Here is a 24,236-nt window from a genome sequence, read left to right as displayed (position 1 = left end):
GCACGGGGGTTGAATGAGTCTATCCGACCACCACCGACCTCACCTTGAGGAGCGAACGCAGTGAGCGTCTCGAAGGGTGGGAACGAGCACCGCGTCTTTTGCCCATCCTTCGAGACGCCGTGCTGCGCACGGCTCCTCAGGATGAGGTTATTGGGGCTATTCATAGCCTCTTGTCTTGGCTGCATTCATTTCCCGCCAGACTCTCACCTCTGGGCGTTATGATAGGCCTCACGGATCGTCGGCGGCCGCTCATCGTTTCGGATTGAGGACCTGCTGACCGTCGTACCGGAAGAGGGCCGGGCACATGGGGGGCGGCAGGGCGAGCGGACGGGAAAGGCCGACTCCCCTGATGACCAGGACGAAGTCGAACTTGCTGGGATCGCTCGCCGACAGGTTCACCTGGCACTCGGCCTGCAGTTCACCGAACGTATAGCCGCTGACCATGAAGCTTCGGCCCACCGGCTCGGGCAACGCGATCCCGCCGGCTCGCAGGTCCGAATAGACACTGTCGATCAGCCGGTCGTCCTTCGAGGCAAGGACGCCCGCGAGCTGTCCGACCAGCGGTCCCTTGACGTTCACGCTCTCGATGTTGCGCTGGACCTGCTCGAGCAGGTAGCGCTTGGCCTCGCGGGCCGTCATCGGGCGTGCCTGGGACGCTTCGGCGACACTGGCCCCGCCGGTTGCGTGATTGCAGACATTCACGGCCTGCAGTTCGAGGCGGCCCAGCGGCGGTTCGGACCCGCTCGGGCAGGCGCCGACGGTCAGGAACATTTCGTCGGTGTCGATGTAGAGCCAAGTGTCGGGCGGTCGCACGAGCAGTTGTGCGATGAAGCCCGCATCGACCCCGAGGTCGGCGGCGTAGCGGATCAGCGCCGACGCGCCGGCCCTGCCCAGTCCGAAGCCACGGGCGATGCCCGCCGTGGCATCGCCCTTCGTCTCGTTCTGGACCACCGTGGAATCCAGCGTGAAATTGTGGAAGCCGACTTGACCCCCGATCTCGATGGTGCGGCTGGGCAGGGGTGTGGGCGGCAGTCGGCTGGCCGTACCACCCAGGAACGCCATCGCACAGGCGGAAAGGCAGATGTCGCCCTTGCGCACGAGCGTGGCGACCTCGAACTCGCGGAACAGATACCCGACCTTCAAGCCTTCCAGCAGGTCGCCGCCGCTGCTGCTGAGCTCGGCGGTGGCCAGCGGTTGACTGGCCATCCGGACGGTCTTGCCCTTGAGGCCGACCAGCATGACCCGCAGCTTGTCGCCATCGCCCTGTTCGAAACGGCCGGTGATGCGAAGCGTGTGGGCGACCAGGGGCGCCTTCGGGGTCAACCCGGGAATCGACTTGCTGTCGAGGGTAATATTGAAGGCACGGGCGTCCGGCACGAAGCTCCAGAAGAGGAAGCCGATCGCAAAGGACGACAGCCACCTAGGCATCCCGTCCACCGCGCGCTGCCACCGGTTCGGAGTGGGTCACACTTTTCCCCCGTCTCGCAGCAACACCCCGGGGGGATTTCCCCGGCGCGAGTAGAGAATGTATCATGCAACCTCTTCCGTATTCACCATCCCTCTTTAGATCATGGGCGCAGGGTTGATGATTGCGCTGGATCAAGGGCGCCGTCGGCGCCTTGGCTATACTGGGGTGGCCAAATTCCGCGACGCGTTCAGGCGACGCTAGATGCACCCAGGTCGGGGAACGATGAAACAGCAGCAGCTTCCTCGGTCCAGGACGGAACCCAAAGCCGGCTCTGCGCGGTGGATTTTTTGTATTTCCCTGGCCGCACTCGGCGGATTGCTGCTTGTTGCCGCCGCGCTCACGGTCGAACACTGGCTGGACTTGGTCCCGTCGTTCCAGAGGGCGATGCAGGACCTGTTTTCGCGGGGAGCACTGCTGGCGACGGGCCTCGTAATCGCCCTGATTGCCTTCGGCTTCTTCTTCCAGCGTTCGTTGGTAACGAGCATCCGGCAGGGGGCTCCCGCCGAAGCGACCCTCAGGGCGGGAGACCGGTTGCTCGTGGTGGTATTCGCCGCCTTTGCTCTGGGCATCGCGGGTACTGGATATCTTCTAAACAACGATCTGCGCACCGCCTTTCGGGATGAGCGGATGTCGCAGCAAGCCGGTATCGCCCGCCTCAAGGCGCAGCAGATCGACCAGTGGGTCGCCGAAAGAGCGATCGACCTGGGATTTCTGATCACGTCCCTCAAAGGGTTGCCGCTCGAGCAGATCGAGCAGACTCCGGAGCTGCGGCAGATCGTCGAGTTGGTCCTGTATCAGGTGCTGATCGGACACGCCGAGCGGCGTGAAATCATGTTGTTTTCGACCGATGGGCAATTGCTGGCGGAGGCTGGCGGCGTTCCCGGTCACAAGGATCATGACCGCGTCGAAGGCCTGGTGCGCGAGGCGGCCCGCGACGGCAAGCTGAAGATCGGACCGGTGCAACTCGATGCCGGAACGCCACCGAGCCCCAGCATGGCATTCGTGCAACCCTTCGAAGCCGGTGCGCCCGCGCCACGCCCGTTCGTCGTCGTGCTCGTGGTCGACCCGGGTGTCGACCTGTTCCGGAAAATTCAGGCGTGGCCGACCGACAGCGCGACGTCGGAAGTCCTGCTGGTGCGTCATGATGGGGACGACGCCCTCTACCTGTTTGCGCCGCGCTTCTGGAAGCAGCCGATTTCACCCTCGGGGCTGCGCCTCCCTCTATCGACCCCGAACCTCACGGCCGCCGCCGCGATCCGCGATGGAGACGGCACGCGGGAAGGCCTGGACTATCGCGGCAAGCGGGTCTTCATCGCGTCCCAGTCCGCTGCGACCGTTCCCTGGATCGTCATCGCCAAATCGGACGAAGCCGAGGTGATGGGCCCGGTCGATCGCCGGTCCGAGAAGATCGTCCTCGTATTCGGGGCGATCATCCTGGTGGGAGCTTTCCTGGTCTGGTCGCTCTGGAGAAGTCAGCGGGAGGAAACGCACGAACTGGCGGTGCGCAACCTCCGATTCGTTCACGCCGTGCAGGACATGTTCATCGTGCTCGACGGCGACAACCGCATTCTCGAGACCAACGAGGCCGCGCAGAAGGCTGTCGGGTACAGTGCGGAGGAACTCCGGGGTATGGATGCGCGATACCTCCGGATACCCGACGGCGCGGAGGACGCAGAGCAGGGGGACGCGATCCTGGCGGCGCCGGGAGGCCGGATCGAGGTCCGTGCCATGATCCGCCGCAAGGACGGCAGCACGTTTCCCGCGGAAGTGCGGGTCAGCGCCTTCGAACTCGACGGGCGGATCTATCGTCAGGCGATCGGCGTCGACATCAGCGATCGCGTGAGGCTCGAACAGCAGGTTCTGCGGCTGGGACGCGTGAAGCGCTCGCTGCAGGCGGCAACCAGCATCCTGCTGCGAGCCCGATCCGAGGCCGAGATCTTCGATCAGATCTGCAGCGCTCTCGTCGAGTTCGGCGACTACAGGATGGTGGCCGTCGCCGTTGCCAGCGGCGATCCGGCCGAAAGAATTCGGTTTCCTTCCGTCGCAGGGCACGACGAAGGCTATCTCGCCCAGGCCAAGAGCGTCCTTAAGGCCCAACCCACGATCAGCGGGCCGCCGATCGTGGCAATCGAGACGGGGACCGTCCAGGTCAACCAGGATTTCGCGAGCAATCCCGCGACATTGCCGTTGCGCGAGGAAGCGCTGCGGCGCGGCTATCGCTCCAGCATCGCCCTGCCGCTGCGATGCCATGATGCGGTGGTGGCGGCGCTCTCGCTCTACGCGGCAGAGGCGCTGGCCTTCGACGCGGAGGAGGTCCAGCTCCTCACGGCCCTCGCCGACGACATCTCCTACGCCCTGTGCAGGATCGCCTCGCCACCGGCCGCCAAGGACTGATGCCGGTCCCGTCAGCGAAACCTGACGGGAAGCTGGACGACCACTCCGGCGAAGACCTGGAATGACGGCACGCCCGGGCCGCTCTGGATCACCGAATATTGCGGCTCGACGAAGGTGTTGAGGCTGGCGCCGCCGGGAAGCTCGAACACGCGCCCCAGCCCGAGGCCGACCGGGACCACGGCATTCTTGCCCAGGTCGAAGGACGCGATGCCCGTGGAGCGCAGATAGAATCCGTCGCCGAGATTGTAGAAGAGCAGCGGCTGCGCGGTCACGGTCTGGAGCGTGCCGTCGAAGGTCTGCTGCCAGGAGGCGAGGAGCGTCGTCAGGCCCCAGGAATGGGGCGCGCTGACGACCGTCTCCACGCCTGCCTGCCACTTGGACGTGCCCAGGGCCGGCGAGCTGGCCGTCGGCACGACCAGCAGCGGGCCGATGCCGGTCTTCACGGAGCCGAAATAGAAGACGGCCAGGTCGAAGACCGTGAAATCGCCCACGCCGTTGACCGCCTTCTCGGGGTCCCAGGAGCTGGACACGACCGGCAGCGACGCGCGCATCATCTGGTCCACGCCGAGCAGGGCATGAGGCAGGACGAAGCGAAGGAATCCCTGATCGGCTCCGCTGCCAGGCCGTTCCGCGAGGACGGGCTGGGCATAGTTGTGAAACTCGAACGCCATCTTGGGCGTCAGCGGATCGTTTGACGTGTTCTGGAGGTTTTCCGCGCTCGCCTGCGCCATTGCTTGCGCCTGGACGAAGAAAAGGCTGAGCTTCGCCAGCAGGAACGTCCGGGCCCACCATCGACGGGGTGCGTGCGAGGCCCTGCGACAGGCGCCAGCGGCAGACGAGCAGAGAGGCATGCAAGGCATGATCGCATCATTCGAACACGGCTTCATCTTCATCAAGACCCGGAAGACGGCCGGTACGGCGATCGAGCTGGTGCTCAGCAGGCTTTGCGGCGAGTCCGACATCATCACGCCCATCCATCCCGACGACGAGAAGATCCGGCAGGCGCAGGGCTGGCGCGGACCGCAGAATTTCCGCGTTGGGCCGGCCTCGGCGAGCGGCCACGAGGGCGTTCTCGAGAGGGGCGGCGAAGCCGACTACCAGGAGATGATGAAGGGACACCCCACCGGCAACGAGTACTTCAACCACATGCCGGCGAGCCTGGCGCGCCGCATGCTCGGCGAGGCCTTCTGGCAGAAGGCCCACAAGTGGACGATCGAACGGCACCCGTATGAGAAGGCGGTCTCGCAGGCCTATTGGAAGATGTGGTTCATGGGAAGGCCCGCCGCCGACTTCCAGGCCGTGCTCGACGAGTTGATCGCCCGGGAGGAGATCGACAACAGGGACCTCTACACCATCGACGGCAAGGTCGCCCTGGACGAGATCATCCGCCAGGAGGATCTGCCCGCGTCGTTCAATGCGGTCCTCGCGAAGTCCGGACTCCGGTTCGATGGCGAGTTGCCGCGCGCCAAGACGGTGCAGCGCGCCGATCGCCGTCCCGCTGCGGAGATTCTGACGGAGAGGCAGAAGAAGGCCATCTACGAGTCGTGCCGCGAGACGTTCGAGCTGGTGGGTTACGACCGCTGAGTCTGCCGACAACATGCTACCGCTTGGGGGTATTTGCGAATAGTTCGCAATTGCGATACATGTAGCAGCGGGTCGGTCCTTCGAGTGCGCCGGTGTCTTCTGAAACGACGGATCTCTACATCGAGCATCGCAGTGCGCTGATCGAATATGCGGCGGCGATCGTCGGTTCCAAGGCGCTTGCCGAGGATGTCGTCCAGGAGGCGTGGCTGCGCTTCAACGGCGCCTGGAGCGGACGCTTCCTGCAGGACCCGGTGAGCTATCTCTACCGGATCGTCCGCAATCTGGCGCTCGACGGAAGACGGAAGGCGGCGCGTGAGAGTCGTGTCTTCGCCCGGCAGGCCGACCGGGCGACGGTCGAGGAACGCCCGTCGCCGAGTCCGTCGCCGGAGGCGCACTCCCTGCACCGCGAGCAACTCGCGATCCTCAACGAAGCGCTCTCGGAACTGCCGGAGCGCACGCGGATTGCCCTGCGGATGTACCGGCTCGAGGATGCGAGACTGAAGGACATCGCGGCACATCTCGGCATTTCCATCGGCCTCGCCCACAAGCTGGTCGTGCAGGGCGTGCGTCATTGCCAGAAGCGCCTCGACCGGAGAAATTGATCGCTCCGAGTAACTCTTGAAAATTCCGGACGTCGGGCGTTTAGAAGTACATGGCGGTGACATCCGAGGCTGATCGCGAACGCGCGTCCGACGAAGCGGCCGACTGGCTGGTCCGCCTGCGCGAGGCGCCCGACGATCGGGACACCAAGGCTCGTTTTGCGGCCTGGCGGGCGGCCGCGCCCGCCCATGAAACCGCCTGGACCGAGATCTCCCAGACCTTCGAACTGATCGGCGAACCGCTCGCGCGGCGACCGCAGGCGGCCTCCGGGCCGGTGCCCCTGCCCCGGAAGAGGCTCGCACACCGCCTGCTTGCCGCCGGCGCCGGGATCGCCCTCGCGGCGTTCGCGGCACCGCTTTTCCTGCCGGGATGGATGCTCAGGCTGGAGGCGGATTTCGCGACGGCGGCCGGCGAGTGGCGCGAGGTGAGGCTTGCGGACGGAAGCTCCGTCGAACTCGCGCCCCTCAGTGGCATCGACGTGTCGCTGAGGGAGGGGCGGCGGGAAGTGCGGCTCCTGGCGGGCCAGGCCTTCTTTCGGGTAACTCCGGACCCTGGGCGTCCGTTTCAGGTGGAAGCGCAGGATGTCCGTGCCACCGTGCTGGGCACGGAATTCGAGGTTCGGCTGGACAGGATGGGAACTGCGGTTGCCGTTGCCGAAGGTCGCGTCCGTGTCGATCACGGCGCTCTCTCTCGCGTGCTGGTGGCCGGGCGCTGGCTCCAGGTTGATGCTGCGGGCGGCCTGCGCGACGGCATTCGAGCCGAGAGTGAGATCGGCCTGTGGCGGCACGGCGAGATCGTTGTCCACGATCAGCCCATCGCCGATGTGGTGAACGAGCTTCGTCCCTACTTCAACGGCGCGATCGTCATCGCCAGCGACGCGGTCGCAAGACGGCGCGTGACGGGCGTCTATCGGCTGCGCGAGCCCGTCGACGCCTTGCGCGCCCTGGGCCGCGCGTACGGCGAGATAAGCGTCACGCAGGTGCTGCCGTGGCTCGTCATCGTATCGGCCGACTGAGAGAATTCTTCCGGCTGTCTCTTTTCCCGTGAAAGGGCGAACGCCGCCGACGTTCTCCTCGCACGGGGTCGCAGTCCGAGGCGCATGCGCGAGTGATCCCGAAGCGGGGGATCATGATGGTGTCGAGGCTGGCGTTGCTCCTGGGAATTGCGGTACTGCCCGCTGTGACCCTGTCGTCCAGGGATGTGTGGGCGCAGGGCGCTCCGGCGACCGACGCCGTGCCAGCGAGAGACCAGCGAACCTTCGCCGTTCCCGCGGGTCCTCTCGGCAATGCGCTCACGCTGTTCGGCAGGCAGGCAGGACTTCAGGTCTCGATCGATCCGGCGGTCGTGCAGGGGATCACGACTTCCGGAGTCGCCGGCAGTCTCTCTGTAGACGTCGCGTTGGAGCGACTGCTGAGCGGCACCGGGCTTGTCCCGCGCATCGTGGGCAACACGTTGACGCTGCAGAAGCCGAACGCGTCGTCGGGCGCGCTTCAGCTCGATCCCGTGCAGGTGCAGGGCTTTTCCGTCCCGCCGCAGGCCATGATCGACAATCTGCCGCCCCCTTATGCCGGCGGCCAGGTCGGCAAGGGCTCGCAGCTCGGCCTGCTCGGCGAGCGCGACGTGATGGACACGCCGTTCAACCAGACCAGCTACACGGCACAGCTCATCCGCGACCAGCAGGCGCGCAGCATCGCCGACGTCGTCGCCAACGATCCGTCCGTGCGCGTTTCCTGGCCCGCCGCGAGCTACACGACGCCGCTCCTCATCCGTGGCTTTCCGTTGAGCAATCAGGATTTCGCGTTCAACGGCATGTTCGGGGCGGCGCCGGCGCTGACCGTGACGCCCGAGTATCTGGAACGCGTCGAAGTGCTGAAGGGCACCAGTGCGATGCTGAACGGCATGCCGCCGTTCGGCAGCATCGGCGGTGTGGTCAATCTCGTGCCGAAGCGCGCGGCGAACGAGGACCTCACGCGGCTCACGGCTGGTTACTTCTCCAGCGGTCAGTTCGGTGGCAATTTCGACTTCGGCCGGCGCTACGGCGCCGACAAGGTGTTCGGCTTGCGGTACAATGGTGTATTCCGCGCCGGAAATACGCCCGTCGATCGCCAGACGCAGGAGATCATCGCGTCGGTGTTCGGGGCCGACTTCCGCGGCGAGCGCTTCCGCGCCTCGCTCGATTTCGGTTACCAGAAGCAGAACGTCAACGCGCCTCAGCGTCCGACCTATGTCGCGGCGGGGCTCACCGTGCCGCTGGCGCCCGGCGGTCGCGCCAACTGGTTCCAGCCCTGGACCTTCGTCAACACGGAGGACATCTTCGGCGTGGCGCGTGCCGAGTTCGACATCTCAGCCGACTGGACGGTGTTCGGCGGCGCGGGGGCGAGGACCAACCGGTTCGAAGGCCTGACAGGCTTCGCCAACATAAACAACGCGAACGGAAACCTGATCGACACGGTGGCGAAGTTTCCGTCGCGGACCGACCTGAACACGCAGGAGGTCGGGGTCCGCGGCCGGCTGCGCACGGGACTGCTCGACCATTCCGTGTCGCTGACCGGCACCCGGCTGGCGGGGACGGGCTATTCGTTCTACTCGCCCATCCTCAATACGCCGTCCAATCTCTATCTCCCGACATTCGTCAACAATCCCAACGTCACCCTGCCGTCGCCGCCGAAGGTCAATGACCGCGAGCTGACGAGCGTGGCTTTCGCCGACTTGATCTCGGCCGCCGACGAGCGGATCCAGCTGATCCTCGGGGGCCGCTACCAGCGCATCCGGATCGACAATTTCAACGCCGCCGGTGCCGTCACATCGAGTTACGACCAGAGCGCCGTGACGCCGGGCGTCGGCTTCATCGCCAAGCCCTGGCAGAACGTGTCCGTATACGGCAACTACATGCAGGGGCTGCAGCAGGGTCCCACCGCGCCGGCCGGCACCGCCAATGCCGGCCAGGTCTTCGCACCCATCAAGTCGACGCAGTTCGAGCTGGGGGTCAAAGTCGATTTCGGTCGCCTGACCACGACGCTCGCCTTGTTCCAGATCGAGCAACCCGCCGGCATCACCAACCCGACGACGGCCGCGTTCAGCGTCGACGGCCTGCAACGCAACCAGGGTATCGAGATCAACCTGTTCGGCGAGCCCCTGTCCGGCCTGCGCGTGCTGGGCGGCATCGCCTTCACCAACGGCGTGCTGGTCAATACCGGCTCGGTGCTGACCAGCGGCAAGAAGGCGACGGGCGTGCCCGACGTGCAGCTCAATCTCGGTGCCGAATGGGATGCCGCGTTCCTGCGCGGGCTCACCTTCTCAGGCCGCGCGATCTACACCAGCGCGCAGTATCTCGATCCGGCCAATACCCAGAGCATCCCGGCCTGGACCCGCTTCGATGCCGGCATGCGCTACACGTTCGACCGGGCGGACGGCAAGCCGCTGTCGCTGCGCTTCAACGTCGAGAACCTGTTCGACCTGAACTACTGGGCGGCGGCCAACTCGACCAACGGCCTGGCGATGGGGGCGCCCCGCACCTTCCTGCTGTCGCTCAGCGCAGACTTCTAGTAGTGTGTGTCTGAAGATTCATGAATCCTCTCAAATAAACGAAACAAACGAAATAAACGAATCAGACGAATCGGAAAAAGAGTATCTAGCGCCTGACCGACACCAGCGGTAGATCGAAGGGGGCGCTGGCACCCTTGATGTTGTCCGGCAGGGGCGAGTAGGGCGCGCCGGCGCGGACGCCGGCCAGCACGCCCTCGTCGAACTCCGGTTCGCCGCTCGAGCTGATGACGGTGGCGCCGAGCAGCCGGCCGTCGCGGGCGATGACGATGCGCACGACCGTCACGCCTCGCCGCGCCTGGGTGCTCGACTGGTAGCGGTAGCCCACGATCTTGCGCAGAACCTCCGAGAGATAATTGTCCGCGACCTTGGCGCGCGCATAGGTGTCCGCGGGATTGACGAAGCGGTGCTGCGACGGCGGCTCGGCCGAGGACGCGGAGGGCGGCCGCCGCGACGGCGCCGTCGAGAGCGGTGAGGGCTTCAGCTCGGGTTTCGGCGCAGGCGAGGGCGGTCTCGGCGGCGTGGCGAGCGCCTGCTGTTGCGGCGCGGGCTTCGGCGCTGGGGCGGGCTCGGCTGGCTTCGCCGGCGGCGGAGGCGTCGGCGCCGTCTTCAGCCCCAGCTCCGTGGGCTGCTCCACGCGCGCCTCGACGGGAGGCTCAGGCGTGGGCGGCGCGGCTTCCGGCTCGGTCAGGAGGCTCGGCTCCTCCTTGCTCTCAGGCGGCGGCGGAGGCGCCGGCGGCTCCTTCGACACCTGGTCGGTGGGCGGGGCCTGGGTCGGCCGGTCCCCAGTGACGGGTGCCGGCGGGCGTACGCCGAGGTTGATCGGCGGCAGCGCCTGGGGGAGCGGAACCTGCTGCGGCTGGGCCACGGGTGGCTGCGGCGGCGGCTCGGGCGGGGGCGGCTTGGGCTGCTCGAACGAGACGGTGATCGCCTCCTCGACCGGCGGCACCGGCGGCTTCTGCTGCGCCAGCCACCACAGGACCGCCACCACCAGCGCATGCAGCAGGATCGCCAGCGCGAGCGCGACGGGCGACATGCGGTCGGAACGGTATGAGAAGGCGCTTACAGCGTGGGCCACGAGGCAATTCTAGAGCTTTTCGCCCCGATGCTTGGCGTCCTCGGAGCGGGCGGGCGAGCCTGGGGTCTACCTAAGGCCGGGGCGAACGTAAACCTACAGGAAAGACGCCAAGCCGCTCCTGCGGTTTCTTGTCCATTACTTTGTTGGAAATGCCGGCGAAATTGCGGTCTTCAGCTGCCCGCTCCCAAATGCCCCGCCCGTTTTTCCGGGCGGGGCACCCGCATCGGACTACTTGAACGAGATCGGCGGGGCGTCGTCGACCGAGGGCGGTGCCTGGATCTCGATCTTCACCTTGTTGGGATCGACGCCGTTGCCCTTGTCGAGGCCGGCCGTGACCATGCCGGGGAAGGCGATGACCAACGCCACCATGATGACCTGGATGGCGACGAACGGCACAGCACCCCAATAGATCTGCGCCGTGGTGACGCCGTCCATCATCTTGCCCGTGACCTTGTCGGCGTAGCTGCCTTCGGGGGCGACCGATCTCAGGTAGAACAGGGCGAAGCCGAAGGGCGGGTGCATGAACGACGTCTGCATGTTCACGCCCAGCAGCACGCCGAACCATATGAGGTCGATGCCGAGGGCTTCGGCCGGCTTGGCCAGGAGTGGAATGATGATGAAGGCCAGTTCGAAGAAGTCGAGGAAGAAGGCCAGGAAGAAGATCAGTATGTTCACGACGATGAGAAAGCCGATCGGTCCACCTGGCAATCCCAGGAGGAGATGCTCGACCCACTGGTCGCCGTTCACGCCGTAGAAGCTCAGGCTGAAGACGCGCGCCCCCACCAGGATGAAGATGACGAAGGCCGTGAGCTTGGCCGTCACATCCATGGCCTGCCGCAGCAGGGCGAAATCCAGCCGCCGGTTGGCGAGAGCCAGTAGCACCGCGCCGGTGGCCCCCATCGCTCCGCCCTCGGTCGGGGTCGCGAGACCGATGAAGATCGTGCCCAGCACCAGGAAGATCAGCGCCAGCGGCGGCATCATCACGATGACGACCTGCTGGGCCAGCCGGCTCAACAGTCCGAGGTTGAAGCTGCGGTTGGCGATCGCCAGCACATAGGCCAGAACGCCCGACAGCGACGCCGCCCAGATGCCCTCCCAGTGCAGCACGTGGGCCAGCACAAGGCTGCAGGCGATGACACAAGCCACGAGCACGAGCAGCGACGTGTAGCCGGCGCTGCCATTGTCCTCCTTGAGTTGCCGCGCTTCCGGCGGCAGCGCCGGCGCCACCCCCGGCGTGAAGATCGTCCTGGAAAAGACGTAGCCGACATAGAGGCCCGTCAGGACGAAGCCGGGAATGATGGCGCCCTTGTACATGTCGCCGACCGATCGGCCGAGCTGGTCCGCGAGCACGATCAGCACGATGCTGGGTGGAATGATCTGCGCCAGGGTGCCTGAGGCGGCGATGACGCCGGATGCGAGCTTCCGGTCGTAGCCGTAGCGCAGCATGATCGGCAGCGAGATCAGGCCCATGGAGATCACGGACGCAGCCACGACACCCGTGGTCGCCGCCAGAAGCGCGCCCACGAACACGACCGCATAGGCGAGGCCGCCGGGCAGCGGCCCGAACAGCTGGCCGATCGTATCGAGAAGATCCTCGGCCATGCCGGATCGTTCGAGGATCAGTCCCATGAAGGTGAAGAACGGGATCGCCAGGAGGGTCTCGTTCTCGATCACGCCGTAGAGCCGATTCGGCAGCGCCTGCATCAGGTTGGGCGTGAACAGGCCCAGCTCGATGCCGACGATCGCGTAGAGCAGTCCCAGCGCGCTCAACGAAAAGGCAACCGGGTAGCCGAGCAACAGGAAGAAGACCAGCGACACGAACATGATCGGCGCCATCTCGGCCTTGACCCAGCCCGCGAGCACGCTCTGCGGTGCAACGAAGGACGACACCAGCAGCACGGCGATGAAGATCAGGAAGAGATAGAATATCCCGCGAAGAATTTTCATGGCGCGGGCCTCAGTGCGAGGACGGTGCGGTGCGCGGGTCGACATAGACCCCGAGCATCACGCCCACCTGCTTGATGATTTCCGAGATGCCCTGCACAAGCAGCAGCACGAAGCCGACGACCATGATCAGCTTGACCGGCCAGCGGACCAGGCCGCCGGCATTGCTCGAATGCTCGTTGACCCGCACCGACTCCAAGAAGTACGGCCAGCAGAAATAGAGCATGATCAGGCAAAGCGGCACGAGGAAGAAGACGTGACCGAACAGGGCGATGCGCTGGTTGGCCCGATCTGACAGATGACTCGCGATGATGTCGATCCGGATGTGCTCCTTGCGCAGGAGTGCATAACCCGCGCAGCCCATGAACACGGCCGCGAACATGTACCACTGCAGTTCGAGCCAGGCGTTCGAGCTGATGTTCAGGAATTTCCGGGAGATGGCGTTCAGGGTGCTGACCAGAACCATGACGAGGATCAGCCAGTACAGCGAACGTCCGACGAACTCCGTCATGCGATCGATCGCTGCACTCAGTTTGAGGAGTGCGGCCATTTTCCCAAGCCTCCCTGTCCCTAGATATTTCTTATCAGCTACGATTCATTCTAATGCCGATTTTCCTCCGTGCCAGAAAATCCGGATTGCACGACTACCGATGATGCGCATGCCGCCGTGTCGACCTCGCTCAGAAGAAGATCCAGGTGAGCAACACGAACAGCGGTAGCAGAATGCCGCACGACCAGGCCATGTAGCCGAAGAAGCTCGGCATGCGGATGCCGGCCTCCTCGACGACGGCCTTGACCATGAAGTTGGGGGCGTTGCCGATATAGCTGTTGGCGCCCATGAACACCGCGCCGCACGAGATCGCCGCCAGGGTGCTGGCGAGCGCGCCCATCAACAGGTTCGCATCGCCGCCGGCCAGGTTGAAGAAGACGAGATATGTCGGCGCATTGTCGAGGAAGCTCGAAAGGATGCCGGTCAGCCAGAAATACCAGATGTCGTTGGGCTGCCCGTCGGGTCCTGTCACCAGCGCGACCAGGGGCGCCAGGACGCCGTCCTTGCCGGCCCGCAGGATGGCGAGGGCCGGCGCGATGGTGATGAAGATTCCGGCGAACAGCTTGGCGACCTCGATCATGGGCCCCCAGCTGAAGCCGTTGTCGATGCGCGACGCGCGCGAGGTGACGCGAAGCGACAGGAGGCAGATCGCGACCAGGATCAGGTCGCGCAGCACGTTCTGCAGTTCGAGCGTGACGTGGAAGACCGTGAAGTGAACGCCGGGCTTCCAGGTGCCGCTGGCCAGCACCGCCCCGACGATGGCTGCCAGCAGGATGACGTTGACGCCGCCCTCGATCCGCACCGGCGTCTCGGGAGTCGGGTCGGGCTTCGGACGGCCTTCCTTGCGGTACCAGTAGCTGTCGATGACGTAGAACAGCGCGAGGAGAACGAGCGCGCAGACCAGCATCTCCCCGAACAGATGCTCCGTCGTCCAGAAGAAGCTGACGCCCTTCAGGAAGCCCAGGAACAGCGGCGGATCGCCGAGGGGCGTCAGCGCCCCGCCGATGTTCGACACCAGGAAGATGAAGAACACGAAGACGTGGATCTTGTGCCGGCGGTCGTCGTTGGCGCGGATAATGGGACGGATCAGCAGCATCGAGGCGCCGGTCGTGCCCATCCAGCCCGCGAGCACCGTGCCGATGGCCAGCAGGGCGGTGTTCATCGACGGCGAGCCGTACAGGTTGCCCTTGATGTGGATGCCGCCGGTCACCGTGAACAGCGCCAGCAGCAGCACGATGAAGGGGATGTAGTCCAGCAGGAGGAGATGGATGATCTCGTAGGCAGCGGTCGGAACGCCATGAAGGACGGCGAAAGGGACGACGATCATCGCCGCCCAGGCGGCGGAGACCTTGCCGAAATGGTGATGCCAGAAGCTCGGCGCGGCGAGCGGCAGGATCGCGATCGACAGCAGGATGCCGGCGAAGGGGATCATCCAGGCGAGGCCGAGATGGCGTCCTTCGATCGCCGGGGCATCGGCTCCGGCCGCCAGTGCCGGCAGCGCGAAGGCGAAGGTGAGCAGACCGGGGAGGAGGTGTCGGGGTTTCATCAGCTCACGTAGGTTGCGGTGACGCCGCCGTCGACGGTGAGCGTATGACCGTTGACGTAGCTCGCGGCGGGGGAGGCGAGGAAGATGGCCGCGCCGGCGATTTCCGACGGGTCGGCCCAGCGTTTGGCCGGGCAGCGCAGCCGCATCCGTTCGCCGGCGGCCGAATCGATCAGCGCCTCGTTGGTCTCGGTCGCGAAGAAGCCGGGCGAGAGCGCATTGGAAGTGACGCCGGTGGCGCCGAGTTCCGACGCCAGCGCCCGGGCGAGGGCTTCGAGGCCCGCCTTGGCGGCGATGTACGACGAAGCGCCGGGCGCGGCGAGCGTCGCGGCTATCGAGGTCACGAGGATCAGCCGCCCCCAACCCCGTTCGACCATGCCCGGGACGACCAGCCGGATCAGCGCCTGCCCTGCCGACAGATCGGTGTCGATCAGGCGCGCGAAGTCGTCGGACTCGATCTCGGTGAAGGGGCGGCGGTCGCGTTCGCCGACATTGTGGATCAGGATGTCGACCGGCCCGGCATCGGCAAGGGCCAGCCTCATGGCGGTGCGGTCGGCCATGCCGAACACCACGCCGTCCGTCGCCCGCCCGGCGGCGCGCAGTTCGGCCAGCCGCGGCGCCAGCCTCTCGTGCGAGCGGCCGTGCAGCAGCACCCGGGCGCCGGCCTCGGCCAGGCCCTTGGCCATTTCCCAGCCCAGGCCGCGGGCGGATCCGGTGATCAGTGCGGTGCGGCCGTCGAGGCGGAATTTTTCCGGGAAGGTCGACATGGATCGGGACATTCGGCTATTGCGACAGCCGACTTAGCTTTGGATTCGCAAATGCTGCAACTCCCCAACGTGATCGGCCATCGCGGCGCCATGGCCTATGCCCCCGAAAACACGCTGGAATCGTTCCGGGAGGCCCATCGGCGTGGGGCCACCTGGGTCGAGATCGACGTCAAGCTGACGGCCGATGGCGTGCCCATCGTCCTGCACGATTCGTCGCTGAAGCGGACGACCGGAATCGACAGGCTGGCGCCCGAGATGCGCGCGTCCGAGCTGCCGTCGTCGGTGCCGACCTTCGCGCAGGCGATCGCCTGCTTCGCCGAACTGGGGCTGGGCTGCAACGTCGAGATCAAGCCGTGCGAGGGCCGCGAGGCCGAGACTGCGCGGGTCACCGTCGAGACCCTGCGCCGCCTGTGGCCGGCCGCGCTGCCGGCGCCGCTCCTGTCGAGCTTCAAGGACCAATCCCTCGCCGCCGCCCGCGACGCCGCGCCGGAATTTGCGAGGGCGCTGCTGATCGACGAGCTGAAGGACGACTGGCGGGGCCGCGCCGAAGCGGTGGCGGCGGCCGGCATCAATACCAATGGCAAGCGCCTGACGGCGGTCCGGGCCGTCGAGATCCGCAAGGCCGGCTACGTCCTCAGCGTCTATACGATCAACGACGGCGACGTGGCCCGGGCGCTGGTCGGCATGGGCGTGCAGTGCGTCATCACCGACGCGCCGGACGTGATCCTGGCCGCGCTCCAGTAGGTTCGACCAATTGGGGGTTGCGCTCGGTGCGCAGTCTTGGTGTTCTGTCATCAGACCGCAATAAAACCGACACATCACAGTCGTGCGGCCCGTCGATACATCGCCGGGGATTTTTCTGGGAGGTTTGTTCGACATGACACGGATACTGCTGTCTTCCGTCGCGGCCGCGGCGGCCCTCGCGAGCGCGTCCACCGCGTTTGCGCAGACCGAAATCCAGTTCTGGCACGCCATGGGCGGCAATCTGGGAGACACCGTCAATGCCCTCGCCGAGGGCTTCAACAAGTCGCAGAGCGAATACAAGGTGAACCCGGTCTACAAGGGCTCCTATACGGAGACCCTGACGGCCGCGATCGCCGCCTTCCGCGCCAAGCAGGCGCCGCACATCGTGCAGGTCTTCGAGGTCGGTACGGCCAACATGATGGCCGCCAAGGGCGCCGTCTATCCAGTCTACCAGCTCATGGCCGACGCCAAGGAGCCGTTCGATCCCAAGGCCTATATCGGCCCGGTCTACGGCTATTACTCGACGCCGGACGGCAAGCTGCTGTCGATGCCGTTCAACTCCTCGACGCCGGTCCTGTACTGGAACAAGGAGCTGCTGCAGAAGGCCGGCCTCGACCCGAACACGCCACCGAAGACCTGGCCGGAGCTGGGCGAGATGGCGAAGAAGGCGGTCGCCGCCGGCGCCAAGTGCGGGTTCACGCCGCAGTGGCAGACCTGGACCATGATCGAGAACTACGGCGCCTGGCACAATCTGCCGTATGCCACGAAGGACAATGGCTTCGGGGGCATCGACATCGAGCTGAAGTTCAACGACCCCGCGCGCGTCAAGTTCATCCAGATGCTGGCCGACTGGACCAAGGACAAGACGTTCGTCTACGGCGGCCGCGAGGGCAAGTCGACGGCGCTGTTCACCGCGGGTGACTGCGTGTTCCACATCGCCTCGTCCGGCTCGGCCGCGGGCATCGACAAGGCGCTGGGCGGCACGAGCAAGTACGGCATCGGCATGATGCCCTACTCGCCCGACGTCATCGCCAAGCCGCAGAACTCGATCATCGGCGGCGCCACCCTGTGGGTGCTGCAGGGGCGTCCGGCGGCCGAGTACAAGGGCGTCGCCAAGTTCCTGAGCTACCTCGCCAGCACGCCCGTGCAGGCCAAGTGGCACCAGGAGACGGGCTACGTGCCGATCACCCTGGCCGCCGCCGAGGCGACCGAGAAGGAGGGCTTCTACAAGAAGTTCCCGGGCCGCGAAGTGGCCGTCCAGGAGCTCACGCTCAACCCGCCGACGGCCAACTCCAAGGGCCTGCGCATCGGCAACTTCGTGCAGATCCGCGACATCGTCGACGGCGAGCTCGAGAACGTTTGGTCGGGCAAGAAGGACGCGAAGACCGCGCTCGACGACGCCGTCAAGGCCGGCAACGAGCAGCTCAAGCGCTTCGAAGCTGCGAACAAGTAAGGCCTTGCCGTTGCTTTCCCCCTCCGGTCCTTCGGACCACCTCCCCCGCAAGGCGGGGGAGGCAGGGAGGGGGAGGGCCACGGACTAGCTCGATGGAAAAGCGCGTCACCTTCAACGAACGCTGGCTGCCCTACCTTCTGCTGGGGCCGCAGATGATCATCACGCTGGTCTTCTTCTTCTGGCCGTCGGGCCAGGCGATCTACCAGTCGGTGCTGATCGAGGATGCCTTCGGCGGCAATTCCAAGTTCGTCTGGTTCGAGAACTTCGCCCAGCTCTTTCGCGACAACAGCTACGCCCACTCGGCGCAGATCACCGTGGTGTTCAGCTTCCTGGTGGCCGCCATCGGGCTCGGGATCTCGCTGCTGCTGGCGGTGATGGCCGATCGGGTGATCCGGGGAGCAACGGCCTACAAGACCTTTCTGGTCTGGCCGTACGCCGTGGCGCCGGCCGTCGCCGGCGTTCTGTGGGGCTTCCTGTTCAATCCGTCGGTCGGCATCCTGGCCTGGATGCTCCAGGGCATCGGCATCGAATTCAACTATGTGGTCAACGGCAACCAGGCCCTGTTGCTGGTGGTCATCGCCGCGGTGTGGAACCAGATCAGCTACAATTTCCTGTTCTTCCTGGCCGGGCTGCAGTCGATCCCGAAATCGCTGATCGAGGCGGCGGCGATTGACGGTGCGGGCCCCGGCCGGCGCTTCTGGGACATCGTCTTCCCGTTGCTTTCGCCGGTCGGCTTCTTTCTGCTCGTCGTCAACATCATCTATGCCTTCTTCGGGACCTTCGGCGTCGTCGATTCGCTGACCAAGGGCGGCCCCGGCAAGTCCACGGAGATCCTGGTGTTCAAGGTCTTCAACGACGGCTTCCGCGGCCAGGATCTCGGCGGCTCCTCGGCGCAGTCGGTGATCCTGATGGTCGTGGTCATCGCGCTCACCTTCGTGCAGTTCCGCTTCATCGAGCGCCGGGTGCACTATTGATGGTCGAGAACCGGCCCTTCCTCACGCTGCTGAGCCATTTCGTCGTGTTGCTCGGCGTGGTCATCATCGCCTTCCCGGTCTGGATGACGTTCGTGGCCTCGACGCACAGCCAGCAGACCATGCTGCAGTCGCCGATCCCGGTCCTGCCGGGGCCGCATCTGATCGAGAACTACGCCAAGGTGCTGACCGAAGGGTATGGCAAGGTCGGCAGCACGCCGGTCATGATGACGCTGACCAACAGCATGATCATGGCGCTGGGCGTGGCGATCGGGAAGATCGCCATCTCGATCATCTCGGCCTTCGCGATCGTCTATTTCCGCTTCCCCGGCCGGATGTTTTTCTTCTGGGCGATCTTCGTGACGCTCATGCTGCCGGTCGAGGTGCGCATCGTGCCGACCTACGGGGTCGTGGCCTCGCTCGGCATGCTCGACTCCTATTCCGGCCTGATCATCCCGCTGATCGCCTCGGCAACGGCGACGTTCCTGTTCCGCCAGTTCTTCCTCAGCGTACCCGACGAGCTCACGGAGGCGGCGCGGGTCGACGGTGCCTCGCCGATGCGCTTCTTCTGGGACATCCTGTTGCCGATGAGCCGGACCTCGATCGCGGCGCTCTTCGTGATCCAGTTCATCTATGGCTGGAACCAGTATCTCTGGCCGCTGCTGATCACGACCAAGGAAAGCTATTACACCGTCGTCATGACGGTCTCGCGCCAGGCCAACGTCGTCGACGGGGTGCCGAGCTGGAACCTGCTGATGGCCATGGCGATGCTCGCCATGCTGCCGCCGGTCCTGGTCGTCGTGTTCATGCAGCGCCAGTTCGTACGCGGCCTGGTCGAGACGGAGAAGTAGGCCATGGCGCAAGTCCACCTGCGCGGCGTCAGGAAGAGCTACGACAAGCTCGAGGTCATCCACGGCGTCGACATCGAGATCGCCGACGGCGAGTTCGTCGTCATCGTAGGCCCCTCGGGCTGCGGCAAGTCCACCCTGCTGCGCATGGTGGCGGGATTGGAACGCATCACGGGCGGCACCATCGCGATCGGCGACCGCGTGGTCAACGAGCTGGAGCCCAAGGATCGCGACATCGCGATGGTGTTCCAGAACTACGCGCTCTATCCGCATTTCAGCGTCTACGAGAACATGGCCTATGGTCTCAAGATCCGCGGCCTCTCCAAGGCCGAGATCGACACCCGCGTCCAGAAGGCCGCGAAGATCCTCGAACTCGGCTCGTTCCTGCAACGCAAGCCGCGCCAGCTCTCGGGCGGCCAGCGTCAGAGGGTCGCCATGGGTCGCGCCATCGTGCGCGAGCCGGCCGTCTTCCTGTTCGACGAGCCGCTGTCCAATCTCGACGCCAAGCTGCGCGTGCAGATGCGGCTCGAGATCAAGCGCCTGCAGCGCGAGCTCGACGTCACCTCGATCTACGTCACCCACGACCAGGTCGAGGCGATGACCCTGGCCGACCGGCTGATCGTCATGAACGCCGGCGTCGCCGACCAGATCGGCACGCCGATGGACGTCTACGAGCGCCCGGCCTCCGTCTTCGTCGCGGGGTTCATCGGCTCGCCCGCCATGAACTTCCTGGCGGGCAAGGTGGTCGAGGGCAGCCGGTCGATCGAGCTGGCCGGCACGGGCGCCGTCCGCATCGTGCTGCCGATCGGCCTCACCACCACGGCCGCCGGCGGGACCCCTGTCGCCGTCGGCATCCGCCCCGAGCATCTGCATCCGGCATCCGATGGCCCGCTGGAATTCGAGATCGAGCTGGCCGAGCCGCTGGGTGCCGACACGCTGCTGCATGGCCGTTTCGGCGAGGCGCGCGAGGTCGTGACCGTCCGCCAGAGCGGACACATCCTCGCCAAGCCCGGCGAGAAGCTGCGCTTCAAGGCCGATCCCGGACACCTCCATCTGTTCGATTCGCAGACCGGCAAGCGTATCCCCGACGCGGCATGACCCTCTGGACCCGCATCGAGCACGAGGGACGTGCACGCATCGGTGCCGTCGACGGCGAGCGCATCCGCCTGCACGAAGGCACGATCTTCGATCCCGGACCCGCGACCGGCGAGGAGGTGGCCGCGGCCGTGGCGCGCTGGCTGACACCGACCGAACCCACCAAGATGGTGGCGCTGTGGAACAACTTCCGCGCCGCCGCCGAGAAGAACGGCTGGGCGATTCCGGCCGAGCCGCTCACCTTCCTGAAGGCGCCGAACAGCTTCGCCGCGCACGGCCAGGCGATCCCGGTGCCGAAATCCTATGACGGCCGGGTCGCCTACGAGGGCGAACTGGGCATCGTGATCGGCAGGACCTGCTCGGCCGTGTCGGTCGACGAGGCGGCCAGCCATATCCTGGGCTACACCTGCGTGAACGACGTGACGGCGATGGAACTGCTGCAGCGCGATCCGTCTTTCGCGCAATGGACGCGCGCCAAGAACTTCGACGGGTTCGGCGTGTTCGGCCCGGTCGTCGCGACCGGCCTCGATCCCGGGTCGCTCACGGTCCGCACCTTGGTCAACGGCCGGGAGCGCCAGAACTACCGGGTCGACGACATGATCTTCCCGCCGGCCGAGCTGGTCAGCCGCCTCTCGCAGGACATGACCTTCGTCCCGGGCGACGTCATCGCCTGCGGCACGTCGCTGGGTGTCCTGCCGATGAAGGCCGGCACCGTGGTCGAGATCGTGATCGACGGCATCGGCACCTTGCGCAACCGGTACGGCTGAAGACGGCCAGGAGCCGGAGCGGCCGAACCAATTGCCGCCTCAGAAGTTCCTCGGGATGCCCCTGAACGACGGGTGGCGCATGCCACATTCCGCCCGGCTCGTCCCGGATTGCTGTTGCCATTATCGTAAAGGCGGAGATCATGGCGACGGGGGGGATTTTGATGATTGGACTTCGGTACATTGCCGCGGCCTTTGGATGCGCGGCGACACTTTCGCTTTCGACCTTGGCTCGAGCTGATGTTCTGGCCGACGCATGCCTCGACTACGTAAACACCAGCGAAATGCTTAAACAGGCGCCAGCTTCGAACAGATCCAAATGGTGTGGTTGCATAGCCGACAAGATCACCCCTGGCGACCGCCACGCCGTGGCAGAGGTAATGAAATTGCAGAAGGCAACCGAAGCCAAAGGCGAGGCTTTCGGCGAGAACTCTGTCCCGAAACCCTTGGCAAAGGCCTTCACGCTCTACTTCGATGCGCAAGGACCTTGCCTGCCCGTCATGATGGGCGCTGCGCCCGGCCAGGCTGCACCTGCTCCTCCTGCGGCAGCCCCTCCTGCCGCCGCCCCTCCTACTGCCGCCACAGCCGGCAGCAGCACGAGCTTCGGGCTGGCGAATGCGACCGGCTCGGCGATCAGCGAACTCTACGTGTCGCCAACGAAGTCGAAGACCTGGGGGAAGGATATTCTTGGTGATCATACCATCGAGAACGGGGAGGTCTGGAAGATCACCGTCCCCAAAGCCAAGGGCCGATGCATGCAAGACCTCAAGGTCGTCTTTGACGACAATTCGGAAGCGATCTGGGAGAGCCTGGACCTTTGCGATCTCACAAAGATCACATTGACCTATGACCGTCGTTCGGGCGTTACGACCGCGAAGACCGAATAGGCTTCGGCACGGCCGCTTCTCGTCCTGAACGAAGCGGGCCCGATGGTGGTTGTAACGTCGCAGCCTGCACCAAAGCGGGTACTTCGGAGCATGCTTGATCTAACGTGAACCAAGCAACTCTGAATAGATCAATGTGTTAGCAGCCAGGATGCTCTTCTGTACCTACAACATCCACTACGGCGTCGGTTCCGACGGACGCTATGACGTGGCCCGCATCGCCGACACGGTGGCGGAAGCCGACATCGTCTGTATCCAGGAAGCCGTTTCTGGCTGGCCGCAGAACGGCTTCGCCGACCAGACCGCCGAGATCGCCGGCCGGCTCAACCGCTATCACTGGTATCACGGTGCCATGGAGTCCGACGCCAGCGAGGTCGGCGCCGACGGGCGGATCGTCAACCGCCGCCGGAGCTTCGGCAATGCCGTGATCTCGCGCTGGCCGATCGTCTGGGCACGCGGCCATCTCCTGCCCAAGACAGCGCTCGTCGACCGCTTCGACCTGCAGCGCGGCTTCGTCGAGGCGTCGATCGCGACGCCGGCCGGACCGCTGCGTGTCTACAGCGTCCATCTCAGCCATGTCGGCCCTCAGCAGCGCCTGCCGCAGGTCCGCGCCCTGATGGAGACGGTGCTCAACGCCGAGCGCATCGGCGCGACGTGGGACAGCGCCGCCGGCTCGACCTTCATGTTCCAGGAGCGCCGGCCCGACGTGTCGCGTGCCGCCATTGTCGCCGGCGACTTCAACTTCACGCCGGACCATCCCGAATATCCGCTGGTCTGCGGCGAGACGAGCTACTACGGCCGCCTCGGCACAACGATGCACCTGGCCGACGCCTGGATCGCCGCGGGCAACAGCGAGGAGGAAGTGGAGTCGTTCCCGCGCGAGGGCCGCATCGACCATGTCTTCGTCACGCACGACCTCACGCCCAGGGTGAAGAAGGCCTGGATCGGCTACGGCATCGTCGCGTCCGACCACTGGCCGGTCTTCGTGGAGTTCGATCTCTAGCGGGGCACACGGACGTCAGCGCAGCTCGAACGGATAGATCACCTTCCAATCCTTCTTCATGTCGACGATGGTCCATCCGCGGCGAAGCGCCTCGTCCCACGCCTTGTCGAGCTGGCCGACCGGCGAGGGACGGTCGTAGGCGTATTCGCGCACCGCGTCGGTGTGATGCACCAGCCCCATGAAGCGGGCGCCGCTGCCGGCGGCCGTCCATTCCAGCATCTGCTGGTCGCCGTCTGAGTTGCCGAAGGCCAGGACCGGGCGCCGGCCGATGAAGCGGTTGATGCCGACCGGCTTGCCCGGCCCGTCGTCGATGAACTCGACCTTGGGCTCCTTCATCAGGACCGGCATGCCGTCGGGCCTCAGTTCGAACTTCGTGACGCTCGACGTGCCGACGACCTGCTCGGGCGGGATGCCGTAGATGCGTTCCGTCCAGGGCCGCATGAACTCGATGCCGCCGCCGGATACGATGAAGGTCTTGAACTGGTGGGCGCGCAGCAGCGCCAGCAGCTCGATCATCGGCTGGTAGACGAGGTCGGTATAGGGTCGGTCGAAGCGGGGATGGCGCGCGGTCGCGAGCCAGTCGACCACCGTCGCGGCGAAATCCTCCGTCGTCATGCCGGCATGCGTGGCCTCGATCACTTCCACGATGGCCTTGAGGCCCAGCGTCGCCAGTGCGGCACGGTCGTCGGCCAGCACCGACCGGAAGGGCTCCTGCGTGCGCCATTCGGGATGTTGGACGGCCAGCGCCTTTATGCGATCGACGGCGAAAGCGACCTGGAAATAGACAGGCTGCTCGGTCCACAAGGTGCCGTCATTGTCGAAACAGGCGATGCGCTCCGCTACCGGCACCCAGTCCGGCCCGCCCGGCGTCGTCGTGCGCGCGATGAAATCGAGGATCGACCGCTTCGCCGGCCCGTCATTCCAGGAGGGCAGCCCGTCGGCCTGTGCGGCGCCCGGCCGGGCCGTCGCCAGAAACGCCACCGCTCCCATGGCCGTCAAGAAT

Annotated in this window: 21 protein-coding genes; 13 read left to right on the top strand and 8 right to left on the bottom strand. The window is 65.6% G+C overall.

What is annotated here, in order from left to right:
- Positions 1-249 precede the first annotated feature (249 nt).
- Positions 250-1,428 carry a hypothetical protein gene (locus EPO41_RS21895; RefSeq protein WP_296329706.1) on the bottom strand — a complete coding sequence of 393 codons (1,179 nt, stop codon included), beginning with the start codon at positions 1,426-1,428 and terminating at the stop codon, positions 250-252.
- A 262-nt stretch (positions 1,429-1,690) separates the two neighbouring features.
- Here EPO41_RS21895 and EPO41_RS21890 point away from each other — a divergent pair, with 262 nt between their 5' ends.
- Positions 1,691-3,862 carry a PAS domain S-box protein gene (locus tag EPO41_RS21890; protein ID WP_296329703.1) on the top strand — a complete coding sequence of 724 codons (2,172 nt, stop codon included), beginning with the start codon at positions 1,691-1,693 and terminating at the stop codon, positions 3,860-3,862.
- Between the two features lie 11 nt (positions 3,863-3,873).
- Here the strand turns inward: EPO41_RS21890 and EPO41_RS21885 are convergent, their stop codons facing one another.
- Positions 3,874-4,593 carry a hypothetical protein gene (locus EPO41_RS21885; RefSeq protein WP_296329700.1) on the bottom strand — a complete coding sequence of 240 codons (720 nt, stop codon included), beginning with the start codon at positions 4,591-4,593 and terminating at the stop codon, positions 3,874-3,876.
- Between the two features lie 127 nt (positions 4,594-4,720).
- Here EPO41_RS21885 and EPO41_RS21880 point away from each other — a divergent pair, with 127 nt between their 5' ends.
- From EPO41_RS21880 to EPO41_RS21865, 4 genes are all read left to right on the top strand, one after another.
- Positions 4,721-5,446, top strand: a complete 726-nt coding sequence (locus EPO41_RS21880; protein ID WP_296329698.1) for a hypothetical protein — start codon at positions 4,721-4,723, stop codon at positions 5,444-5,446.
- A gap of 92 nt (positions 5,447-5,538) precedes the next feature.
- Positions 5,539-6,048: a sigma-70 family RNA polymerase sigma factor gene (locus EPO41_RS21875; protein WP_296329696.1), complete on the top strand. Its 510-nt coding sequence runs from the start codon at positions 5,539-5,541 to the stop codon at positions 6,046-6,048.
- A gap of 50 nt (positions 6,049-6,098) precedes the next feature.
- Positions 6,099-7,061 (top strand): FecR domain-containing protein, encoded by a 963-nt coding sequence (locus EPO41_RS21870; RefSeq protein ID WP_296329693.1) that lies wholly within the window; start codon positions 6,099-6,101, stop codon positions 7,059-7,061.
- A gap of 113 nt (positions 7,062-7,174) precedes the next feature.
- Positions 7,175-9,592: a TonB-dependent receptor gene (locus tag EPO41_RS21865; RefSeq protein WP_296329691.1), complete on the top strand. Its 2,418-nt coding sequence runs from the start codon at positions 7,175-7,177 to the stop codon at positions 9,590-9,592.
- 85 nt (positions 9,593-9,677) lie between these two features.
- Here EPO41_RS21865 and EPO41_RS21860 read toward each other — a convergent pair whose 3' ends face one another.
- The 5 genes from EPO41_RS21860 to EPO41_RS21840 all read right to left on the bottom strand — a co-directional run bounded on the left by EPO41_RS21860 (position 9,678) and on the right by EPO41_RS21840 (position 15,471).
- Entirely contained in the window at positions 9,678-10,667 is a 990-nt protein-coding gene (locus EPO41_RS21860; protein WP_296329688.1) for a TonB family protein, read from the bottom strand.
- A 228-nt stretch (positions 10,668-10,895) separates the two neighbouring features.
- A complete protein-coding gene (locus EPO41_RS21855; RefSeq protein WP_296330430.1) occupies positions 10,896-12,503 on the bottom strand; it encodes a TRAP transporter large permease subunit in 1,608 nt (535 codons plus the stop codon).
- Positions 12,504-12,624: 121 nt separating this feature from the next.
- On the bottom strand, positions 12,625-13,161 hold the full coding sequence (locus tag EPO41_RS21850; RefSeq protein ID WP_296329685.1) for a TRAP transporter small permease subunit: 537 nt from the start codon (positions 13,159-13,161) through the stop codon (positions 12,625-12,627).
- Positions 13,162-13,291: 130 nt separating this feature from the next.
- Entirely contained in the window at positions 13,292-14,707 is a 1,416-nt protein-coding gene (locus EPO41_RS21845; RefSeq protein WP_296329683.1) for a sodium:proton antiporter, read from the bottom strand.
- Positions 14,707-15,471 carry an SDR family oxidoreductase gene (locus EPO41_RS21840; RefSeq protein ID WP_296329679.1) on the bottom strand — a complete coding sequence of 255 codons (765 nt, stop codon included), beginning with the start codon at positions 15,469-15,471 and terminating at the stop codon, positions 14,707-14,709. The genes EPO41_RS21845 and EPO41_RS21840 overlap by 1 nt, the downstream gene beginning before the upstream one ends.
- A gap of 51 nt (positions 15,472-15,522) precedes the next feature.
- On the opposite strand from EPO41_RS21840, the gene EPO41_RS21835 reads away from it, so the two are divergent.
- The 8 genes from EPO41_RS21835 to EPO41_RS21800 all read left to right on the top strand — a co-directional run bounded on the left by EPO41_RS21835 (position 15,523) and on the right by EPO41_RS21800 (position 23,233).
- Complete coding sequence (locus tag EPO41_RS21835) at positions 15,523-16,215, top strand: glycerophosphodiester phosphodiesterase family protein (RefSeq protein ID WP_296329676.1); 693 nt, start codon at positions 15,523-15,525, stop codon at positions 16,213-16,215.
- 133 nt (positions 16,216-16,348) lie between these two features.
- Entirely contained in the window at positions 16,349-17,668 is a 1,320-nt protein-coding gene (gene ugpB, locus EPO41_RS21830; RefSeq protein ID WP_296329673.1) for a sn-glycerol-3-phosphate ABC transporter substrate-binding protein UgpB, read from the top strand.
- A 92-nt stretch (positions 17,669-17,760) separates the two neighbouring features.
- A complete protein-coding gene (ugpA, locus tag EPO41_RS21825) occupies positions 17,761-18,642 on the top strand; it encodes a sn-glycerol-3-phosphate ABC transporter permease UgpA (RefSeq protein ID WP_296329670.1) in 882 nt (293 codons plus the stop codon).
- Entirely contained in the window at positions 18,642-19,490 is an 849-nt protein-coding gene (gene ugpE / locus EPO41_RS21820) for a sn-glycerol-3-phosphate ABC transporter permease UgpE (protein WP_296329667.1), read from the top strand. Before ugpA ends, ugpE begins: the two co-directional genes overlap by 1 nt.
- Before the next feature lie 3 nt (positions 19,491-19,493).
- Positions 19,494-20,585 (top strand): sn-glycerol-3-phosphate import ATP-binding protein UgpC, encoded by a 1,092-nt coding sequence (locus EPO41_RS21815; protein WP_296329665.1) that lies wholly within the window; start codon positions 19,494-19,496, stop codon positions 20,583-20,585.
- On the top strand, positions 20,582-21,349 hold the full coding sequence (locus tag EPO41_RS21810) for a fumarylacetoacetate hydrolase family protein (RefSeq protein ID WP_296329640.1): 768 nt from the start codon (positions 20,582-20,584) through the stop codon (positions 21,347-21,349). Before EPO41_RS21815 ends, EPO41_RS21810 begins: the two co-directional genes overlap by 4 nt.
- Before the next feature lie 140 nt (positions 21,350-21,489).
- On the top strand, positions 21,490-22,233 hold the full coding sequence (locus EPO41_RS21805; protein WP_296329637.1) for a hypothetical protein: 744 nt from the start codon (positions 21,490-21,492) through the stop codon (positions 22,231-22,233).
- Between the two features lie 148 nt (positions 22,234-22,381).
- Positions 22,382-23,233 (top strand): endonuclease/exonuclease/phosphatase family protein, encoded by an 852-nt coding sequence (locus EPO41_RS21800; RefSeq protein ID WP_296329634.1) that lies wholly within the window; start codon positions 22,382-22,384, stop codon positions 23,231-23,233.
- Between the two features lie 15 nt (positions 23,234-23,248).
- On the opposite strand, the gene EPO41_RS21795 is transcribed toward EPO41_RS21800, so the two are convergent.
- Complete coding sequence (locus EPO41_RS21795) at positions 23,249-24,223, bottom strand: HAD family hydrolase (RefSeq protein ID WP_296330425.1); 975 nt, start codon at positions 24,221-24,223, stop codon at positions 23,249-23,251.
- Positions 24,224-24,236: the final 13 nt, after the last annotated feature.

This window comes from Reyranella sp., from assembly GCF_004297265.1.
GTDB lineage: Bacteria > Pseudomonadota > Alphaproteobacteria > Reyranellales > Reyranellaceae > Reyranella.
Note: the sequence above shows the minus strand (reverse complement) of the source record. Positions and strands in the feature narration are given on the sequence as shown.

Excerpts from the sequence above, each read along its gene's own strand:
- EPO41_RS21805 (WP_296329637.1), top strand. The coding sequence starts at position 21,490 with ATGGCGACGGGGGGGATTTTGATGATTGGACTTCGGTACATTGCCGCG.
- EPO41_RS21895 (WP_296329706.1), bottom strand. The coding sequence starts at position 1,428 with ATGCCTAGGTGGCTGTCGTCCTTTGCGATCGGCTTCCTCTTCTGGAGC.
- EPO41_RS21880 (WP_296329698.1), top strand. The coding sequence starts at position 4,721 with ATGATCGCATCATTCGAACACGGCTTCATCTTCATCAAGACCCGGAAG.
- EPO41_RS21890 (WP_296329703.1), top strand. The coding sequence starts at position 1,691 with ATGAAACAGCAGCAGCTTCCTCGGTCCAGGACGGAACCCAAAGCCGGC.
- EPO41_RS21870 (WP_296329693.1), top strand. The coding sequence starts at position 6,099 with ATGGCGGTGACATCCGAGGCTGATCGCGAACGCGCGTCCGACGAAGCG.
- EPO41_RS21840 (WP_296329679.1), bottom strand. The coding sequence starts at position 15,471 with ATGTCGACCTTCCCGGAAAAATTCCGCCTCGACGGCCGCACCGCACTG.
- EPO41_RS21800 (WP_296329634.1), top strand. The coding sequence starts at position 22,382 with ATGCTCTTCTGTACCTACAACATCCACTACGGCGTCGGTTCCGACGGA.
- ugpE (WP_296329667.1), top strand. The coding sequence starts at position 18,642 with ATGGTCGAGAACCGGCCCTTCCTCACGCTGCTGAGCCATTTCGTCGTG.
- EPO41_RS21845 (WP_296329683.1), bottom strand. The coding sequence starts at position 14,707 with ATGAAACCCCGACACCTCCTCCCCGGTCTGCTCACCTTCGCCTTCGCG.
- EPO41_RS21795 (WP_296330425.1), bottom strand. The coding sequence starts at position 24,223 with ATGGGAGCGGTGGCGTTTCTGGCGACGGCCCGGCCGGGCGCCGCACAG.
- ugpA (WP_296329670.1), top strand. The coding sequence starts at position 17,761 with ATGGAAAAGCGCGTCACCTTCAACGAACGCTGGCTGCCCTACCTTCTG.
- EPO41_RS21815 (WP_296329665.1), top strand. The coding sequence starts at position 19,494 with ATGGCGCAAGTCCACCTGCGCGGCGTCAGGAAGAGCTACGACAAGCTC.
- EPO41_RS21810 (WP_296329640.1), top strand. The coding sequence starts at position 20,582 with ATGACCCTCTGGACCCGCATCGAGCACGAGGGACGTGCACGCATCGGT.
- ugpB (WP_296329673.1), top strand. The coding sequence starts at position 16,349 with ATGACACGGATACTGCTGTCTTCCGTCGCGGCCGCGGCGGCCCTCGCG.
- EPO41_RS21865 (WP_296329691.1), top strand. The coding sequence starts at position 7,175 with ATGATGGTGTCGAGGCTGGCGTTGCTCCTGGGAATTGCGGTACTGCCC.
- EPO41_RS21855 (WP_296330430.1), bottom strand. The coding sequence starts at position 12,503 with ATGGCGCCGATCATGTTCGTGTCGCTGGTCTTCTTCCTGTTGCTCGGC.
- EPO41_RS21885 (WP_296329700.1), bottom strand. The coding sequence starts at position 4,593 with ATGGCGCAGGCGAGCGCGGAAAACCTCCAGAACACGTCAAACGATCCG.
- EPO41_RS21850 (WP_296329685.1), bottom strand. The coding sequence starts at position 13,161 with ATGGCCGCACTCCTCAAACTGAGTGCAGCGATCGATCGCATGACGGAG.
- EPO41_RS21835 (WP_296329676.1), top strand. The coding sequence starts at position 15,523 with ATGCTGCAACTCCCCAACGTGATCGGCCATCGCGGCGCCATGGCCTAT.